The 16,874-nt window shown below is 59.9% G+C and carries 15 protein-coding genes and 1 pseudogene; 7 read left to right on the top strand and 9 right to left on the bottom strand.

Going from position 1 to position 16,874, the window contains the following annotated elements:
• Nucleotides 1-4 precede the first annotated feature (4 nt).
• Nucleotides 5-289, top strand: a complete 285-nt coding sequence (locus tag ADS46_RS05470; protein WP_066317322.1) for a YeaC family protein — start codon at nucleotides 5-7, stop codon at nucleotides 287-289.
• Nucleotides 273-1,118, top strand: coding sequence for a DUF2797 domain-containing protein (locus tag ADS46_RS05465; protein WP_066317319.1), 846 nt, complete (start codon nucleotides 273-275; stop codon nucleotides 1,116-1,118). The genes ADS46_RS05470 and ADS46_RS05465 overlap by 17 nt, the downstream gene beginning before the upstream one ends.
• 6 nt (nucleotides 1,119-1,124) lie before the next feature.
• Here the strand turns inward: ADS46_RS05465 and ADS46_RS05460 are convergent, their stop codons facing one another.
• Nucleotides 1,125-1,430 (bottom strand): winged helix-turn-helix domain-containing protein, encoded by a 306-nt coding sequence (locus tag ADS46_RS05460; protein WP_066317317.1) that lies wholly within the window; start codon nucleotides 1,428-1,430, stop codon nucleotides 1,125-1,127.
• Between the two features lie 40 nt (nucleotides 1,431-1,470).
• Nucleotides 1,471-2,556, bottom strand: coding sequence for a PA0069 family radical SAM protein (locus ADS46_RS05455; protein ID WP_066317315.1), 1,086 nt, complete (start codon nucleotides 2,554-2,556; stop codon nucleotides 1,471-1,473).
• A 93-nt stretch (nucleotides 2,557-2,649) separates the two neighbouring features.
• Here ADS46_RS05455 and ADS46_RS18720 point away from each other — a divergent pair.
• From ADS46_RS18720 to ADS46_RS05445, 3 genes and pseudogenes are all read left to right on the top strand, one after another.
• Nucleotides 2,650-2,770 (top strand): annotated as a pseudogene (locus ADS46_RS18720) (DinB family protein); the annotation flags it as partial.
• A gap of 66 nt (nucleotides 2,771-2,836) precedes the next feature.
• Nucleotides 2,837-3,106 (top strand): DUF4160 domain-containing protein, encoded by a 270-nt coding sequence (gene dhiT / locus ADS46_RS05450; RefSeq protein ID WP_066317314.1) that lies wholly within the window; start codon nucleotides 2,837-2,839, stop codon nucleotides 3,104-3,106.
• Nucleotides 3,100-3,621, top strand: a complete 522-nt coding sequence (locus tag ADS46_RS05445; RefSeq protein WP_066317313.1) for a DUF2442 domain-containing protein — start codon at nucleotides 3,100-3,102, stop codon at nucleotides 3,619-3,621. Before dhiT ends, ADS46_RS05445 begins: the two co-directional genes overlap by 7 nt.
• Nucleotides 3,622-3,840: 219 nt before the next feature.
• On the opposite strand, the gene pgi is transcribed toward ADS46_RS05445, so the two are convergent.
• The 4 genes from pgi to ptsP all read right to left on the bottom strand — a co-directional run bounded on the left by pgi (nucleotide 3,841) and on the right by ptsP (nucleotide 11,260).
• Nucleotides 3,841-5,508, bottom strand: coding sequence for a glucose-6-phosphate isomerase (gene pgi, locus ADS46_RS05440; protein WP_066317312.1), 1,668 nt, complete (start codon nucleotides 5,506-5,508; stop codon nucleotides 3,841-3,843).
• Between the two features lie 168 nt (nucleotides 5,509-5,676).
• Nucleotides 5,677-7,419, bottom strand: coding sequence for a PTS fructose-like transporter subunit IIB (locus tag ADS46_RS05435; protein WP_066317310.1), 1,743 nt, complete (start codon nucleotides 7,417-7,419; stop codon nucleotides 5,677-5,679).
• The gene (pfkB, locus tag ADS46_RS05430; protein ID WP_066317309.1) at nucleotides 7,416-8,387 is read right to left on the bottom strand and encodes a 1-phosphofructokinase; all 972 of its coding nucleotides are present in this window, start codon (nucleotides 8,385-8,387) and stop codon (nucleotides 7,416-7,418) included. Before pfkB ends, ADS46_RS05435 begins: the two co-directional genes overlap by 4 nt.
• Nucleotides 8,387-11,260: a phosphoenolpyruvate--protein phosphotransferase gene (ptsP, locus tag ADS46_RS05425; RefSeq protein ID WP_066317303.1), complete on the bottom strand. Its 2,874-nt coding sequence runs from the start codon at nucleotides 11,258-11,260 to the stop codon at nucleotides 8,387-8,389. Before ptsP ends, pfkB begins: the two co-directional genes overlap by 1 nt.
• A gap of 181 nt (nucleotides 11,261-11,441) precedes the next feature.
• Here ptsP and cra point away from each other — a divergent pair, with 181 nt between their 5' ends.
• On the top strand, nucleotides 11,442-12,443 hold the full coding sequence (gene cra / locus ADS46_RS05420) for a catabolite repressor/activator (RefSeq protein ID WP_066317301.1): 1,002 nt from the start codon (nucleotides 11,442-11,444) through the stop codon (nucleotides 12,441-12,443).
• 32 nt (nucleotides 12,444-12,475) lie between these two features.
• Here the strand turns inward: cra and ADS46_RS05415 are convergent, their stop codons facing one another.
• Both ADS46_RS05415 and pyk read right to left on the bottom strand, forming a co-directional pair.
• Nucleotides 12,476-12,952, bottom strand: a complete 477-nt coding sequence (locus tag ADS46_RS05415) for a methylglyoxal synthase (protein ID WP_066317298.1) — start codon at nucleotides 12,950-12,952, stop codon at nucleotides 12,476-12,478.
• A gap of 22 nt (nucleotides 12,953-12,974) precedes the next feature.
• Entirely contained in the window at nucleotides 12,975-14,447 is a 1,473-nt protein-coding gene (gene pyk / locus ADS46_RS05410; RefSeq protein ID WP_066317297.1) for a pyruvate kinase, read from the bottom strand.
• A 279-nt stretch (nucleotides 14,448-14,726) separates the two neighbouring features.
• Between pyk and gap the strand changes: the two genes are divergently transcribed.
• Nucleotides 14,727-15,731: a type I glyceraldehyde-3-phosphate dehydrogenase gene (gap, locus tag ADS46_RS05405; protein ID WP_066317295.1), complete on the top strand. Its 1,005-nt coding sequence runs from the start codon at nucleotides 14,727-14,729 to the stop codon at nucleotides 15,729-15,731.
• A gap of 9 nt (nucleotides 15,732-15,740) precedes the next feature.
• On the opposite strand, the gene ADS46_RS05400 is transcribed toward gap, so the two are convergent.
• Nucleotides 15,741-16,790, bottom strand: coding sequence for a LacI family DNA-binding transcriptional regulator (locus tag ADS46_RS05400; RefSeq protein ID WP_234346771.1), 1,050 nt, complete (start codon nucleotides 16,788-16,790; stop codon nucleotides 15,741-15,743).
• Between the last annotated feature and the right edge of the window lie 84 nt (nucleotides 16,791-16,874).

The raw sequence follows: 16,874 nt of genomic DNA, 5'->3' as shown, positions 1-16,874 counted from the left end.
TGGCATGAGCGATATGACCTTCGATAAAATGATCAACCAGATGACCCCGGCGATCTATGAGAGCCTCAAGCAGGCCGTATCGCTGCGCAAGTGGCCCGATGGTCGCTACCTCACTGCCGAGCAGACCGAATTGTGTCTTGAAGCCGTGATGCGCTATGAGGTGGAAAACAACGTGCCCGAAGCGAACCGCGTCGGGTATCTGGAACAGCGCACCTGCGGTGCTGGCGCCACGGGGCAGGGCGTTTCACCGGAAATGGCCGGCCTTGCCAAGGATGCGTCGCGTGACTGATGGCTTAGTGCAGGGCTGCTTGCGGAAAATGGCGGTGGAACCGGGTTCGACCCAGGCGCAACCCGTCAGCTATCATCTGCGCGCGGGTGAGCATCGTATTGATTTGAACGCACGGTTGGGATCGCCGTTAAAGCTGCGTTGGAGCGGCGCTATCGCCTGCACCCATTGCGGTCGTGCAACCAAAAAAAGCTTTGCCCAGGGCTACTGCTACCCCTGCTTCAAGCGCCTGGCCCAGTGCGATACCTGCATCATGAAGCCGGAAACGTGCCATTACTATCAGGGTACCTGCCGCGACCCCGCATGGGCGGAGCAGCATTGCTTTCAGCCGCATATTGTTTACCTGGCCAACTCGTCGGGGTTGAAAGTAGGGATTACCCGTAAAACGCAAATGCCCACCCGCTGGTTGGACCAGGGGGCGATACAGGCCTTGCCGATTCTCGAGGTCGATACCCGCCAGCAATCAGGCTTTGTGGAGATGCTGTTCAAGGAGCATGTTGGTGACCGCACCAACTGGCGGGCCATGCTCAAAGGCGAGGTGGCGGAGCTTGATCTGAAAGCCGAACGCGATCGCCTGATGGCCGCGACGGCCAGCGGCCTTGGGCAACTGAAAAGCGAACACGAGGAGGACGCCATTCGCGAGCTGGATGGTCAACACCATGCCTTTCACTATCCAGTTGCGGCCTTCCCGCGCAAAATCGTGTCGCATAACTTTGATAAGCAGCCCGAAGTCAGCGGCATTTTGCAAGGCATCAAAGGCCAATACTTGATGCTGGATACCGGCGTGATCAATCTGCGTAAGTTTACCGGTTACGAGGTAAGCGTTGCTTAATACCGCTTAGGCGTTACCGTAGCCCAGTGCCTTTTGCAGGTACTGGGCGTGACTTGCCACCCAGTGTGGGTCAATCGCCCCCCAATCGCGTATCTGATAGCGGCCGATGTTGTGCCGCTCGCCTTCATCCTTTTCGAACACACATTCGATATCCAATTCGGCAAGCGAGGTAATGGTGTCTTGCGCGGTGCGCCTTGGCATGCCTGTCGCCTCGATCAAGGCGGGGACGCTGGCAGCGCCCTGGTCAATCAGGTACGCCACATAAAGGCGGCGGTAAAAGCTCGATTTGGTTTTGCTTAACGGCGCGGGCATGGCGCATCCTTTATGGGGTTCGAGAGTAACGCCGCCCAGTCTAATAGAATAAATCCCCTTGCGCGCGCGGCGGGCGAAAATCGCGGGTATTCAATCCCTGCTCGGTGCGGGACTGCAATTTCCACTGGCGACTGGCACGATTGAACCGCTGGCCAATCATTTCGGCAAACACCCCTTCACCGCGGAAACGCTTGCCAAAGCGGGCGTCGTAATCCTTTCCGCCGCGGCACTGGCGAATCAAGCTCATCACTTTGGCTGCCCGTTCAGGGTAGTGGGCTTCCAGCCATGCCTCGAACAGTGGCGCCACTTCATGGGGCAGTCGCAACAGTATCCAGGTGGCGGTGCGCGCCCCCGCTCGGCTGGCGGCTTCAAGAATCCGCTCGATCTCATGGTCGGTCAGCCCAGGGATGATCGGCGAAACCAGCGTGCCCACAGGAATCCCCGCCGTATTCAGCTCGCGGATGACTTTCAGGCGGGCTTGAGGCGACGCCGTGCGCGGCTCGAGGGTGCGTTTCAGGTTGGCATCCAGGCTGGTAAGGCTGATAAACACTCGCACCAGGCGGTGTTCGGCCATTTCCGAAAGTAGCTCCAGGTCTCTCAGTATCAGGCTGCTTTTGGTCACGATGGTGACCGGATGCCGACATTCCAATAACAACTCAAGCAAGCGGCGGGTGGTTTGGTGTTTTGCCTCAAGTGGCTGGTAACAGTCGGTATTGCCGGAAAGGTTAATCGGACGGCATACGTAATTAGGGTGGCACAGCTCGTCGGTTAACCGCTCCACCAAACCGCTGCGGGCAATCAGCCTGGTTTCAAAATCCAGCCCTGGCGATAAATCCCAGTAGGCATGGGAGGGGCGGGCATAGCAGTAAACGCAGCCGTGCTCACAGCCGCGATAAGGATTCAGTGAGCGATCAAACGGCAAATCCGGCGAGGTGTTCCACGACAGGGCGCTTTTACTCACCTCTTCGCGTACCTCGGTGGCGATGGTGGTGGATGCTTCCTCCCGCCACCAGCCATCGTCTTCCGCAACGCTTTGGGTGGGCGCAAAGCGGTTATGCGGGTCGTACGTCGCTCCACGCCCTTTGCGTACAGAGGAGCCGCCATCAGCGTAATGAAAAGACGTCATCTGCCACCCCCGTTAATATATGGTTATATATACAGTATATGGCGTTTGTAAAAAGACGCAAAGCGAGGGAAAAGGGCTTAAGTGCTAAATTTTTACTTCTTCAATCACCAAACCCATCACCGAGGGCAGGTGGCCACCTTAATTCTCTCAAGCCGGTGTGGATATTGGCGTTACCGCTCTGCTGGCGATGATTCCGGATGAGATGGAAAAATGATGGTTATTTTGTCTCTTTCAGGATACGGTGCTATTCTATCTTCAGGGTGCCATTCAAGGAGGGGGCATGCCAGAGATTGATGCTCTGCTCGGGCTTTCATTTTGTATGTATTTTTTTGATAACAAGCAGCACAAGCTTCCTCACCTGCACGTCAAATATGGTGGCTATGAACTGATAATCGCAATTGAGTCAGGTGAGTGCTTGGAGGGATATCTGCCCAATAAGCATCGTAAGCGGGCAGAAAACCACATTGCTGAGCATCGGGAGCAGCTAATGCATATGTGGCAGAAAGCAGTCAATGGTGAAAACCCAGGCAAATTAGGTGACATATGTTAAAAATCATTGATGTGGACTTGGTTGGGTCATATACGCTTGAACTGGTTTTTAGCGATGGTTTTCATGGCGTTGCTGATCTATCAGGCTATTTTAGCAAGGCTCCTTTTTCAGGGATTAAAGACTTCCAAAAGTTCTCACTAACCGCGGCTGGGTCGCTCAACTGGGGTGGCAACGAGCTTTCTGCGAGCACCCTGCGTGCAGTGACAAAAGGCGTGCAAAAAACAGCAGCCACTCACTTCAACGTGCAGGAAATGGAAGACGTTATCAAGCAAGCCTCATGGGACTCTATGCAGGAAGGGCGTCCCGACATTTTACAGGCTGCTATTCGTTCCTACGTGGAGCAGTTCGGGCATAGCCAGGTCATTGCCAAAGCAGGTATCAAAAGCCGTACCAGCGCCTATCGTTCTCTAAAGCCACAAACCACCCCCAATTTCGCCACCTTGGTTCAACTGGGGCATGCGGTCATCGAATTAGCAAAAGAGAATGTCAGTGAGCGTTCTACAGCACAGCGATAAAACCAGGAAGTTAAATCAGACATTCTAAGAAGAGTAAGTACGCAGGTGGTGGAAGATAAGCCATGAATTGAGCTCAAAGCTGACTGGCCAAAGATCCGGCGGCAGGTAGAGATTGAATAGCGTCGCTACGACCAAGCCAGTCGTCCAATAGCAACAAAAACGCCTTGGCTCTCTAAAGCCAAGGCGTTTCGCATTATCCAGTACGTGACTCGCTAGCGCTTAGCGCTTTTTCCGCGTGGTTTTTTTATCGTCGTTGGCTTTTGCGGCGCTGTCTTCACTTCTCCCATTGCCGGGGAAGTGCCCGCGCAGCAGCTCCAGCAGTCCCTGGGTCGAGGCGTCGAAGTCGGCGGCGTTGGTGTCGATGCGCTCGCTGATTTCACCGGCGATGCGCTTGCCGAGCTGAACACCCCACTGGTCGAAGGAGTTGATGTTCCAGATAACGCCTTGCACGAACACCTTGTGTTCGTAGAGCGCGATCAGGGCACCCAGGTTTTTCGGCGTCAGCTCGTCCAGCAGCAGGGTGCTTGATGGGCGGTTGCCAGGGCAGCTGTAGGGATCGTGCTGGCTGAGCTCCTTGCTGTCTCCCTGGCTGCCTTCCATAAAGGCGTTGGCCTGGGCGAGCATGTTGGTGAGCAGCGCGAAGTGGTGGTCTTCGACACCCGGCTCGGGCTTGAGCGAGGCGATAAAGTCGATGGGGACGTAGCGTGTGCCCTGATGCAGCAGCTGGAAGAAAGCGTGCTGACCGTTGGAGCCGGTCTGGCCCCAGACAATCGGGCCGGTCTTGTAATTCACCGGGTGGCCGAAAATATCCACCGACTTGCCGTTGGACTCCATATCCAGCTGCTGGAGAAACGACGGCAGCTGGTGCAGGGCCTGGTCGTAGGGCACGATGGCTTGGGTTTCCGCACCAATGAAATTGATATACCAGATGCCAATCAGCGCCATCAGTACCGGCATGTTCTCAGAGAAGGGCGCTTCAATGAAGTGATTATCCATCTCGTGAGCGCCTTCCAGCAGCTCGATAAAGCCCTCAAAGCCAATCGAGAGCGCAATCGGCAGGCCAATGGATGACCACATGGAGTAGCGCCCGCCGACCCAGGCCCAGAACTCGAACACGTTCTCTTCACGAATGCCGAATTCCATCGCTGCCTTGCGATTGGTGGAGGCAGCGATAAAGTGCGCGCCCACATCGGCGTCTTCACCGGCGTTCTCCAGGAACCAGCGCCTGGCGGTCTTGGCGTTGAGCAGGGTTTCCTGGGTAGAGAAGGTCTTGGTTGAGACGATGAACAGCGTGGTGGCTGGGTCGAGACGCGAAAGCACCTTCTGGATATGGGTGCCGTCCACGTTGGAAACGAAGTGGAAGTGCAGCTCCGGGTGGCGGTACTTCAATAGCGCACGGACGGCCATGTTGGGGCCCAGGTCCGACCCGCCGATGCCAATGTTGACCACGTCCTTGATGCGTTTGCCGCTATAGCCTTTCCACTCGCCGCTACGCACCGCCTCGGAAAACTGCTTGATCTGCTCGCGGGTGCGGGTGATCTCGGGCATTACATCCTTGCCATCGACAAACACCGGCTCGTCGCCCAGGTGGCGCAGCGCGGTGTGAAGTACCGGACGGTCTTCGGTGACGTTGATGATATCGCCCGAGAACATCTGCGCTCGGCGCTGCACCAGAGCGGAGTGGTCGGCCAGCTCGATCAGCTTGGCCTTGACCTCGTCGGATACGTGGTGCTTCGAGTAGTCGAGGAAAAGGCCGCCTACCCGCAGGCTCATTTTTTCAAAGCGCTGCGGGTCATTGGTGAAGTAGTCACGAATGCGGTCGTTAGCGGTTTTGTCGCGCAGGCGTTCGAGTGCCTGCCACGTCACACTGCGGGTCAGCTGAAACATAGCGGTGTCCGTTGTTGTAGATCGGCGAGTTGTCTTGATGTTATGTGTGTAAAAATACTACATAAAACGCGCACTGTGGCAAACCACCGTAAACAAAAGCGTGTTGCGCGGTAATAAAACCAATAACGGTCTCAAGAAAAAGGCGGGCCTTGGCCCGCCTGGTATTGCTTAGCTGGCAATGGCCACCTGGGTGGCGCCACGTTTGATCATGGCATAGCTAAGGCCGGTAATCAGCGAGCCGACCACAATGGCGCCCAGGTAGAGAAAGACCGGGGTGATGGCATTGGGGATAAGCAGTACGAAGATACCACCGTGGGGTGCCATCAGCTTGGCGCCTACCAGCATGGAAAGTGCGCCGGTAACGGCACCGCCCAGCATGCAGGCAGGGATGACCCGCAGCGGATCTTTGGCGGCAAACGGAATCGCCCCTTCGCTGATAAAACACATACCCAGCACAAAGGAGGCCTTGCCTGCCTCGCGCTCGGGTGCCGAAAATTTGCTTCGTGCCACCAGGCTAGCAATACCCATGCCGATGGGAGGTACCATGCCGGCGGCCATGATCGCCGCCATGGGGCCATAGGTTTCCGAGGCCAGAAGCCCGACGCCAAAGGTATAGGCGGCTTTATTGACCGGGCCGCCCAGGTCGAAACACATCATGGCGCCCAGCAGAATACCCAGCAATACCGCGTTGGCAGAGCCCATGGTCTCAAGGAAGTTGGTCAGCGTGTTGAGAATGCCCGCCACTGGCTCGCCGACGATATAGATCATTACCAGGCCGGTGACCAGGCTGGCGATTAGTGGAATAATCAGAATCGGTTTGAGTGATTCGATACTCGAAGGCAGCTTGATATAACGGGTAACCGCCAGGGCGACGTAACCGGCCAGGAAACCAGCCAGAATACCGCCGATAAAACCAGCGCCAATATCGGCGGCCAACATGCCGCCAATCATGCCCGGCGCGATACCGGGGCGGTCGGCAATCGAGTAGGCAATATACCCCGCGAGTACCGGGATCATCAGCGCGAAGGCGGTGCCGCCGCCGATTTTCATCAGTGCGGCGGCCAGTGAGCCTTCTTCCTCGGCGGCGTTGATACCGAACACAAACGACAGCGCGATCAGCAAACCACCCGCCACCACCATTGGCAGCATGAAGGATACGCCGGTCAGCAGGTGCTTGTAGACGCCTTTCTCTTTGAGGCTTTTGCCTTCACTGCCGACACTGGGTTGGTTGCCGTTTTCGACACTGGCGTGGGCGAGGGCGGCTTCCAGGGTTGGGCGCGGTTTTTTCAGGGCACTGCCGGTAGAAGTGCGATAAATGCGCTTGCCCGCAAAGCGGGTAGGGTCGACGTCGATATCACAAGCCAAAACGACTACATCGGCTTCAGCGATCTCTTGTTCCGTCAGCTGGTCCTGAGCGCCTACCGAGCCCTGGGTTTCCACGCGGATCGTATGGCCCATGGCTTTGCCCGCTTCCGCTAGCGCCTCGGCCGCCATAAAGGTATGGGCAACGCCTGTCGGGCAGGCAGTCACCGCGACAATGTTCTGTCCTTCAGCGGCCGTGGGTGCCGAGGCGCTGTCAGCGGGCGTGCTGGCGGGCGCTTGATAAATCGGCGCATCGCGTTTCGCGGTGGCCAAAAAGCCACTGGGGTCAGGAAGCGCGTCGGCAATTGGCGCTTGATAAAGCCGCTTGCCTTCAAAGCGCTCGGGGGCGGGCACGTGATCTGCGGCGACGACGATCAGATCGGCGTTGGCAATCTGCTCGGCGGTGGCCGCCTGGAGCGGTGCCAGCTCACCGTGCATTTCCACATGAACGTGCCAGCCTTGGCGTTCGGCGGCTTGCTCCAGCCGCTTGGCGGCGAGGAAGGTGGTCGCCATGCCGCTGGGGCAGGCGGTAATCAGAATCACATTCATAGCGTTGCTCCCTCGGTGATGGTGTCGTCAAGACGCCGTACCCGGGTCTGTTGTTGGAGTGAGTCGAAATCGTCGGCGTGGGGATTGCCTACGCCAACATGGCGAACGGCCTCGGCGGAAAGCGCCGTGGCAAAGCGAAGGGTGTGTTCCGGGTCGTTGCCGCTGAGCAGGCCATGGAGCATACCGGCAACGAACGTATCGCCGGCGCACACGGTATTGGTCGCGGTAACCCGCGGCGGTGTCGCTTGCCACATGCCCTGGGCATTGACCCATAGCACGCCATCAGCGCCCGCGGAGACCAGCGCGTGTTCCAAGCCGTTGTCATGCAGTCGCTGGGCAGCCTGAGTGCGAGCGCCCAGGCTGTCGAGCGGTGTTCCCGCCCACTCGGCAAGCTCATGCTCATTGGGTTTGACGGCGCTGGGCTGCACCTCGATGGCGGCGTTGAGTGCGTCGCCACTGGTATCCACCCACAGTGGCACGCCACTGGCGTTGAGCTGGCGTAGCAGGGCGCGAAAATTCTCCAGACTGAGCCCGGGCGGCAGGCTGCCTGCCACCACCACCGCGTGCGGCGGTGTCGTACTGTGCAGCAGGGCATCGAGCCGGGCCATTAAGCGCTCAAGGTCGGCCGGTGCGATCGGCATGCCCGGGCCGTTGATATCGGTGACGCGACCGCTTTGTTCCGCAAGCTTGGCATTGATGCGCGTTTCACCGGCGACGCGCACAAAGTCGTCATGTAACGCAGCGTGCTGAAAGGCCAGCGCGAAAGGCGCGTCGTTAGCGGCGCCCAGAAACCCGCTGACGGTGACGTCGTGGCCCAGCCCTGCGAGTACCCGGGCGACGTTGACGCCCTTACCCGCGGCTTCCAACTGGGCGCGGTGGGGGCGGTTGACAGCCCCAGGGGTAAGCTGGTCCAAGCTGAACGCCAGATCCAGTGCCGGGTTGAGCGTAATGCACAGCACGCGGGCCATCAGCGGGCCTCCAGCGCGTCGCGCACGTCATCGCTGGTGGCTTGCGCCAGGGCCAATTGGGCGCTGGCCTTAGCATCGGCGAGGTCAAACTCGCGCAGCCGCGCCTTGACCAGCGGGATCTGGCGAGCGCTGACCGACAACTCATCGACGCCCAGACCAACCAGCACCGGCACCGCCATGGCGTCCGAGGCCAGTTCACCACAGACACCGACCCATTTGCCTTGGGCGTGGGCGGCGTCGACGGTCATCTGGATCAAGCGCAAGACCGCCGGGTGCAGGCCGTCGGCCTGGCCGGAAAGCTCGGGGTGTCCGCGGTCGATGGCCAGGGTGTACTGGGTCAGGTCGTTGGTGCCCACTGAGAAGAAATCGACCTCGGCGGCAAGCGACGGCGCGAGCAGGGCGCTTGACGGCACCTCGATCATCACGCCGAGCTGAACATCGGTGGCGCGTTGAGACGGGGCAATCTCGCTCAGCAGCCGATCATAGATCGCCTTGGCAGCGCGGAACTCGGCGATATCCTTGACCATCGGCAGCATGATGCGCAGCGGACTATCCTTTCCAGCCATCAATAACGCGCGCAGTTGGGTTTCAAGCACCTCGGGCTGGGTCAGCGCCAGGCGGATGCCGCGCAGGCCAAGGAAGGGATTGTCTTCCTGTGGAACCGGCCAGTAGGGCAGCGGCTTATCGCCGCCGACATCCAGTGTGCGGGCCACTAGCGGACGACCGCCGAGGGCGTCAATCGCCTGGCGGTATTCGTCGATCTGGGTGGCCAGGTCCGGCGCGCTGGCGTGAGCCATGAAAAGGAACTCGGTGCGCAGCAGGCCAACGCCTTCGGCGCCACGCTCAACGGCGTCTGAGGCGTGTGCGGTATTGCCCAGGTTGGCCGCCACTTCAACCCGATGGCCGTCGTGGGTTTGGGCGGTTTCAAAGCGAGTTTCCCAGGCATCCGCTTCACGCTGCTGCTGGTCTAGCAACTGCTGTTCGGCGCGTTGCAGGCGATCTTCCGACGGCTGGTGCGTGACCCGGCCACGCTCGCCATCGAGGATCATCATGCCGCCGTTGGGCAATGTCATCACGGTTTCACCGGCCCCCACCACGGCGGGAATGCCCAGGGCGCGGGCCAGAATCGCGCTGTGTGCGGTGGCACCACCGCGCACGGTCAGCAGGCCACGCACCCGCGACGTATCCAAGCGGGCGACGTCGGACGGGCCGATATCGTCCATCACCAGAATATACGGATGGTCGGGTGGCGTGGGCAGCTTGACATCGCAAAGCACGCCCAGCACTCGGCGGCCGACGTCGCGCAGGTCGGCGGCGCGCTCGGCCAGCAGGCGGTCAGCGAGCATTTCCTGGGCGTGGGCCGCGGTCTCGATGGCTTCCCACCAACCGGCCTCCGCCGAGCGCCCCTCGCGAATGGCCTCAATGGCGGCCTGATGAAGTTCCGGATCGTCTAGCATCTCTTCGTGCATGGACAGAATATCGGCGACTTCGCCGCCCGGTGCGTTCTGCACCAGCATGTCCAACTGGGCGGCGCTTTCTTTCAGCGCTGCTTGCAGGCGGGCAACTTCCTGTTCGGGGTTGTCGGCGTTGGCGGGGTATTCGAAGCTTGGTGGGCGGATGACGAACACCGGCGCGATGGCAAGCCCCGGCGAGGCGGCCACGCCGGTATGCGGCGTATCGTCAGCCAGCGGTTCCACGGCGGGCTTGGTGCTGTCGGTGGCGGGAGAGACGCTTTCCCGGCCGCCGTCAAAGGCGGCAACTTTCTCGCCCAGGCCGGACTCGACGGCCTCGCTGACGGCCGCGAGTGCCTGGCCTGCCTGCTCGCCCTCGGCAGAAAACACCAGCCATTGGCCCCGCCGTGCGCCCAAACCAATCACCTTGGTCAGACTGGCAGCGGAAACCGGCGTTGCGCTGCCTTCTTCAAGGCGAACGTTGATCGGCACCGCCTGGGCGCGGGCGGTCTGGACCAGTTGCTTGGCCGGGCGAGCGTGGAGGCCGTGAGGGTTTAATACGCGGGCGCGCTGGGTTTGCGTGTTGGCGGTTTCGCCCGCCAGGGTGGCCAGCCACTGGGCACTGGTGTTGTTGACCAGGCTCTCGCTGTCGTTGTGGTCTAGCAGAGGCAATAATTGCTCGAGCAGCGAGCGGTGGCTTTCACCGCTGGCCGCCAGGCAGAACAAGGCATGAACGGGGTGGCCGTGATGATTCAGTGATGTATCCGCCGGGGTTGCAACACCCAGAGCGGGCTGGGTAACCCCGTGAGCGTGGCTTGCCAGCCACAGGCCGTTACCCAGCCAGGTGGGCTCAGCGGAGGCAATGGCGCTGATAAACGTATTATCGACGCAGCCGCTTTGGCGCAGTCGCGCGGCAGCGGCTAGCGTCAATTCCTGCAGGTCCTTGGCGGGGAAGCTAACGCACAGCGTGTCGTTATCCAAACGTGGCATTACGGCTGGCTTGGAAAGCAGGCGAGCCACGTCGGCGGCGGAGGTGGCGTCAGCCAGCTGCTCGGCGACGCCCTCGCGATCCAGTACATGGGTCAGCTGGCGCAGGATGTCGAGGTGCTCGTCGTTTTGTGCGGCAATGGTCACCAGCACGTGCACCTGCTGCCCATCGTGCCATTGAACCCCGTGGGGAAACTGTAAAACGCGTACCCCGGTTTGCTTGACGTATTGGCGGCTTTCCGGGGTGCCGTGGGGGATGGCGATGGCATTGCCCAAAAACGTCGAGGACTGGGCTTCCCGGTCGAGCAGGCCGTCACGGTAATCGGGTTCGACAAACCCCGCCGCCACCAGCGCATCAGCGGCGCTGTTGAGAGCTGCTCGCCAGTCGTCAGCATGGCAGTCCAGCAATATGTCATCAGAGCCGAGCGTCAGCATAGGTGTCTCCGTGTAGAACCATGGTCGTAGCGCACCGAAGTGAGCTGGATGAATCGTGTCATCTGTGTATAGTTGGCTATGCTGAATCGATTCACTTCGGGACACAAGAGGTTCGCGCCTAGACTTTGGTCTGATGGGCGTCTGTCGACTGTTAAACTGGCGGCAATCAGAGGGGAAATTCATGACACTTGCCGATATTGCCCGGCTTGCCGGGGTATCACGTACCACCGCCAGCTATGTGATTAATGGCCAGGCCGAAAAACGCCGCATTAGCCAAGCGACCATCGACAAGGTGATGGCGGTCGTTCGCCAGCACCGTTATCACATCGACCCCCAGGCCGCCGCCCTGCGCCGGGGGGCCAGTCGTTTACTGGGGTTGATCGTACCTGACCTGGAAAACATCAGTTACGCGCGGCTTGCCAAGCGCATAGAGCGGGGTGCTCGCGAACGCGGCTATCAACTGCTGGTGGTGAGCTCCGACGACTGCCCGGAAAGCGAACGGGCGTTGGCGCTCGCACTGCGCGCCCAGCGCTGTGAAGTGCTTATCACGGCGAGTTGTCTGGCCAGCGACGATCCGTTTTACGCGGACCTGGTAAAAGAAGGCTGGAGCGTGGTGGGAATGGACCGGGGGCTGGATCCTGCGCGTTTTGCCAGTGTGGTCAGTAACGACCGCCAAGCATCGCTGGCGCTGACCCACTCGGTGATTGACCCGGCTACCCGGCGCGTTGCATGGCTCGAGGCAATGCCAGATCTTTCCATCAGCCGTGAGCGCAGGGCCGGATTTCAGCAGGCGCTTGCGGGCACGTCCATAACGCCGCTGTATTTATGCGGTACGCACTATGAGCGTAACGAAGGCGCCCGCCTGGCGGTCAAGCTGCTGGATGAAGAGGGGGGAGCCGATGCGTTGGTCACCGCGTCCTATACGCTGCTGGAAGGTGCGTTTGACGTCTTTCTGGAGCGAGGAGGGTTGCCGGAAGGGATGCGGCTGGCCACCTTTGGTGATCATCGCCTGCTGGATTTTTTGCCTCAGCCGATCAACTCGGCCCTGCAGGATTACGACCGCATCGCGGAGTTGACGCTACGCTGTGCCCTGGCCGCGACAGAGGGCGAGCCTCAATGCGGTCAGCAGGTGGTAGCACGCCATTTGCGCACCCGTCATCCCGGTGCGCAAATGATGGCTTGAAATCAAGCGGCCAACGACTCGCCGCGGGTCAGTCAATCCTTGCGGGCTTCGGCCCAAGCATCTGCGTCGGGTATCGACATGTCGTAGCTTTCATCCAGATAAGGCGAGGAAAGCACAAAGTCGGCGCTGGCGGCATTGCACGCTACCGGGATGTTCCAGAGTGCCGCAAGGCGCAGTAGCGCTTTGACATCCGGGTCGTGGGGCTGGGGCGCGAACGGGTCCCAGAAAAAGATCAGCACGTCGAGCGCCTGCTCGGCAATGCGTGCGCCAATCTGCTGGTCACCGCCAAGCGGCCCGCTCATCAACCCTTCGATAGGCAGTCCCAGTGCGTCGTGCAAGCGTTTTGCCGTGGTGCCGGTGCCAAGCAGTTCGTGGCGGCCCAGCGTGTCCTTCCAGCGCGTCGCCCACTCAAGCATTTCGGTTTTCTTGCCATCGTGGGCAATCAGCGCAATCCGCTTGCGGGCCTGGAGCTTGCGAATTGCCTGACGAGGGGGGCGCGCATCGTTCATGGTATGGATCTCCAAAGCAGGATCATTGCGACTCGGACGCAACGGCTAATACCTTCATGGTGTTGGTGCCGCCATGGGCGTTCATATGGTCGCCTCGAGTGAGAATGACATGCTCGCCGGGGTCCGCCAAGCCGTGGGCCTTTAATAATCTCAGCGCCTCGCCGTTGACGTCTTCTGCCTGCATGTGGGTCGTGTCGAAGGGTATCGAGACCACGCCCCGGTACAACGCCATGCGGCGCTGAGCGATGGGGCTATGGGCCAGGCCGACAATCGGCAGCTTGGAGCGAATGCGCGACGCAATCAGTGGCGTATAGCCGGTGGCGGTCATGCAGGCGATCACGCTGACACCCTCGAGATGGTTGGCCGCATACATGGCAGACAGCGCAATGGTCTCGTCAATGCGCTCGAAGCCTTCGTGAATGCGGTGGCTCGACTCCTGGGCAATGCGCTCGCGTTCGGCGCCCAGGCAGACGCGGTTCATCGCCTCGATGGTCTCCACCGGATAATCCCCCGCGGCGGTTTCGGCGGAGAGCATCACCGCGTCGGTGGCATCCAGCACCGCGTTGGCCACGTCAAACACCTCGGCCCGGGTGGGCAGCGGCGACTCGATCATCGACTCCATCATCTGGGTCGCGGTAATCACCGCACGGTTCAGGGTGCGGGCGTGCTTGATGATGCGCTTCTGGGTGCCGATCAGTGCTTCATCGCCAATTTCCACGCCCAGGTCGCCGCGCGCCACCATTACGGCCTCCGAGGCCTGGATGATGCCATCCAGGGTTTCGTCGTTGGCCACGGCTTCGGCGCGCTCGAGTTTGGCAACCAGGCCGATGTCCTTGCCAGCCTCGCCCAGGAGGGTGCGTGCTTCCTGCATGTCGGCGGCGCTACGCGGGAAGGAAACCGCCAGGTAGTCCACGCCGATATCCAGGGCGGTGACCAGGTCGGCCTTGTCCTTTTCGGTGAGCGCCGGGGCGGAGAGGCCCCCGCCTTGCTTGTTGATGCCTTTGTTGTTGGACAGCTTGCCGCCCACGTGAACCCGTGTGTGCACTTCCTGGTCAACCACCTGAGTGACATCTAGGACCACGCGGCCGTCGTCGAGCAGCAGGCGGTCGCCGGCGGTGACGTCATCGATCAGCGATTTGTAGTCACAGCCGACCCGCTCCTGGTTGCCCTGGTCAGTGCCGAGCGCCATGTCGAGGATGAACGGCTGGCCGTGGGTGAGGTGGACGGCACCATCCTGAAAGCGTGAAATGCGAATTTTAGGCCCTTGAAGGTCGCCCAGTACGGCGACGCTACGTCCCAGTCGCTGGGCGATCTCGCGAACGTCCTGCAGGCGGCGGCGATGGTCGTCTGCGGCGCCATGGGAAAAGTTCAGGCGAACGACATCGACACCGGCTTTCAACATGGCTTCCAGTACACCGGGGCGGTCGCTTGCGGGGCCTAGCGTGGCGACAATCTTGGTGCGGCGTAGGGGGAGTGAGAGGATTTGGCTCGTCATTGCACATTCTCCTGGGTCGGCCATGGTTATTGTTGGCGCTGCGCGGATATTGAAATTGCAGGCTATTAAGTTGTGGACTACGATAGCGTCTATATAGTAATTTTACTACATATTGATTGAAAGGCAGCCTTTTTGAGGACTTTGGCTCCGCCAGGCGTCTCGTTAGGGTGCTTAAATACGTTTTTTTAGTAACTTTTTACTGAATATAGAACCGGTTGCGTAGCAAAGATCCGCTATGTATTTTTGTTACAAACGTTCTCTGCAAAGGTGAGGTGCTCCATGACAATAAGAGTCGCTATCAACGGCTTCGGTCGCATTGGCCGTAACGTACTGCGTGCCCTTTACGAAAACGGCTATCGTGATCGTATGCAGGTCGTCGCGATCAACGACCTTGGCGATCCGTCGCTTAACTCCCACCTGCTTCGTCATGACAGCGTCCACGGCCACTTTCCGTATTCGGTCGATCATGACGCGGAAAGTATCAGTGTCGATGGCGACCGCATCGCGATCTCCTCCGAGCGAGATCCCGCAAAATTGCCCTGGGCATCGATGGACATCGATATCGTGATGGAATGCACGGGCTTGTTTACCAAGCGCGAAGCAGCGGCCAAACACATCGACGCGGGCGCCAAGCGTGTGTTGATTTCAGCACCCAGTTCTGATGCCGATGCCATGATTGTGTTCGGCGTCAATGAAGAGACACTCACCGCTGAGCATAAAGTGGTCTCGAATGCCTCCTGCACAACCAACTGCCTGGCGCCGGTCGCCAAAGCCTTGAATGATGCCGTGGGTATCGAGAATGGCCTGATGACGACGGTGCATGCTTACACCAATGACCAGAATCTGTCGGATGTCTATCACACTGACCCCTACCGGGCGCGCAGTGCGACCCAGTCGATGATTCCGACCAAGACGGGTGCCGCGGCTGCCGTCGGCAAGGTGCTGCCCGAGCTTGAGGGGAAATTCGATGGCCTGGCGGTTCGCGTCCCGGTGATCAACGTCTCGCTGGTGGATCTGACCTTCACCGCTGGCCGTGACACCACTGCAGAAGAGATCAACGCGGTTGTTGAAAAAGCGGCTATCAATTCGCCGGTCTTGGCGGTCAACGCCCAGCCATTGGTGTCTATCGATTTCAACCACGACGCCAACTCGTCCACTTTCGACAGCAACCATACCCGTGTTAACGGGCGGCTGGTGAAAATCATGGCCTGGTACGACAATGAATGGGGCTTCTCCAACCGCATGTTGGATACCGCAGAAGCCATGCAGGCCGCCGCCAAGTAATTCAACCGGTCAGGGGCAGGTATCGCCGAGCAACAGCTCTGTTTTCAGCAACTGCTGCTCGGCAGGCAGCAGGCCGAGAATCATCTGTGCCGCCACCCGCCCTTTGCCTTCGCTATCCTGCCTAACCGTTGTCAAACGGGGGGCTCGGTACTGGCCTTCCGCAATGCCGTCAAAGCCGGTGATACGCAGCTCCTCGGGTACCCGGATGCCGCGCTGCTCGGCCAGCGTCAGCGCCGTCAGGGCAATGCGATCCGACATGCACAGCAGCAGGTCGGGGCGCTGGTGCTCAGGTTGATCGAGTATTTCTGCCAATACCGGGCTACACACCTCGAACGTATTCTCCTCGATATTCCACAGTGGTACCTGTTGTGCATCCACGCCGTGTTCGCTGAGCGCGGTATGGAAACCTTCCAGCCGTGCGCGGCTGATCGTACTGGTGTTGGGCAGCAGGGTGTGCTCGGGCGTCACGCGCCCGTTGCAGGGTTCCTTGGTCAAGCGCAGGTTAATAATCGCTGGTCGCTTTGATGGCTGCTTGAGGGCATGGCAGGCGATGCGGTAGCTAGCCTCGGTATCGTCGATATGAACCGTTGGGCAGCCTTCTACGTCAAAATCGACCGAGACGAGCGGACGGTGGGCCGGTAGCCGCTGCAACAGCTGGTTGTTGGGCATCAAGCCATAGACGATGAAGCCATCGGCGATATTAGCTGAGCCTGCTGGTTGCGAATCGTGTCCACGCCCCGGCAGCAGCAACAGCGTATGACCATGGGCGTCGAGGACTTCGGCGACGCCGGAGAGAAACTCGCTGGCCACGGCATCATTCAAGCTGTAGGTAAGGCTCTCTGCCAGCACCACGGCAACAATTCGTGAACGGCCGGTGCGCAAGCTGCGGGCCTTGGCATCCGGGCCGCTGTAACCCAGGCGGGCCGCTTCACTCAAGATGCGTTCGCGCAGCGTGGGAGACAGTTGGTCGGGCCGGTTGAAGGCGTTGGAAATGGTGGCAGTGGAGACGCCGAGTTCACGGGCAAGGTCCTTGAGCGTCATTCGGCGGGGTGGTGTCACGGGGTTTCCTATGCAGGCTAATGTCAGGCGTCCATCCGCAAGAATACCGACCCCCGCAGCCACCCGACAAGCCCCGCATCTTAC

The sequence above is a fragment of the Halomonas sp. G11 genome, from assembly GCF_001663515.1.
Taxonomy (GTDB): domain Bacteria; phylum Pseudomonadota; class Gammaproteobacteria; order Pseudomonadales; family Halomonadaceae; genus Vreelandella.
This window is presented reverse-complemented; position numbering and strand designations above follow the sequence as displayed.

Coding starts and splice junctions, on each gene's coding strand:
- ADS46_RS05470 (WP_066317322.1), top strand. CDS start 5: ATGAGCGATATGACCTTCGATAAAATGATCAACCAGATGACCCCGGCG.
- ADS46_RS05465 (WP_066317319.1), top strand. CDS start 273: ATGCGTCGCGTGACTGATGGCTTAGTGCAGGGCTGCTTGCGGAAAATG.
- ADS46_RS05460 (WP_066317317.1), bottom strand. CDS start 1,430: ATGCCCGCGCCGTTAAGCAAAACCAAATCGAGCTTTTACCGCCGCCTT.
- ADS46_RS05455 (WP_066317315.1), bottom strand. CDS start 2,556: ATGACGTCTTTTCATTACGCTGATGGCGGCTCCTCTGTACGCAAAGGG.
- dhiT (WP_066317314.1), top strand. CDS start 2,837: ATGCCAGAGATTGATGCTCTGCTCGGGCTTTCATTTTGTATGTATTTT.
- ADS46_RS05445 (WP_066317313.1), top strand. CDS start 3,100: ATGTTAAAAATCATTGATGTGGACTTGGTTGGGTCATATACGCTTGAA.
- pgi (WP_066317312.1), bottom strand. CDS start 5,508: ATGTTTCAGCTGACCCGCAGTGTGACGTGGCAGGCACTCGAACGCCTG.
- ADS46_RS05435 (WP_066317310.1), bottom strand. CDS start 7,419: ATGAATGTGATTCTGATTACCGCCTGCCCCAGCGGCATGGCGACCACC.
- pfkB (WP_066317309.1), bottom strand. CDS start 8,387: ATGGCCCGCGTGCTGTGCATTACGCTCAACCCGGCACTGGATCTGGCG.
- ptsP (WP_066317303.1), bottom strand. CDS start 11,260: ATGCTGACGCTCGGCTCTGATGACATATTGCTGGACTGCCATGCTGAC.
- cra (WP_066317301.1), top strand. CDS start 11,442: ATGACACTTGCCGATATTGCCCGGCTTGCCGGGGTATCACGTACCACC.
- ADS46_RS05415 (WP_066317298.1), bottom strand. CDS start 12,952: ATGAACGATGCGCGCCCCCCTCGTCAGGCAATTCGCAAGCTCCAGGCC.
- pyk (WP_066317297.1), bottom strand. CDS start 14,447: ATGACGAGCCAAATCCTCTCACTCCCCCTACGCCGCACCAAGATTGTC.
- gap (WP_066317295.1), top strand. CDS start 14,727: ATGACAATAAGAGTCGCTATCAACGGCTTCGGTCGCATTGGCCGTAAC.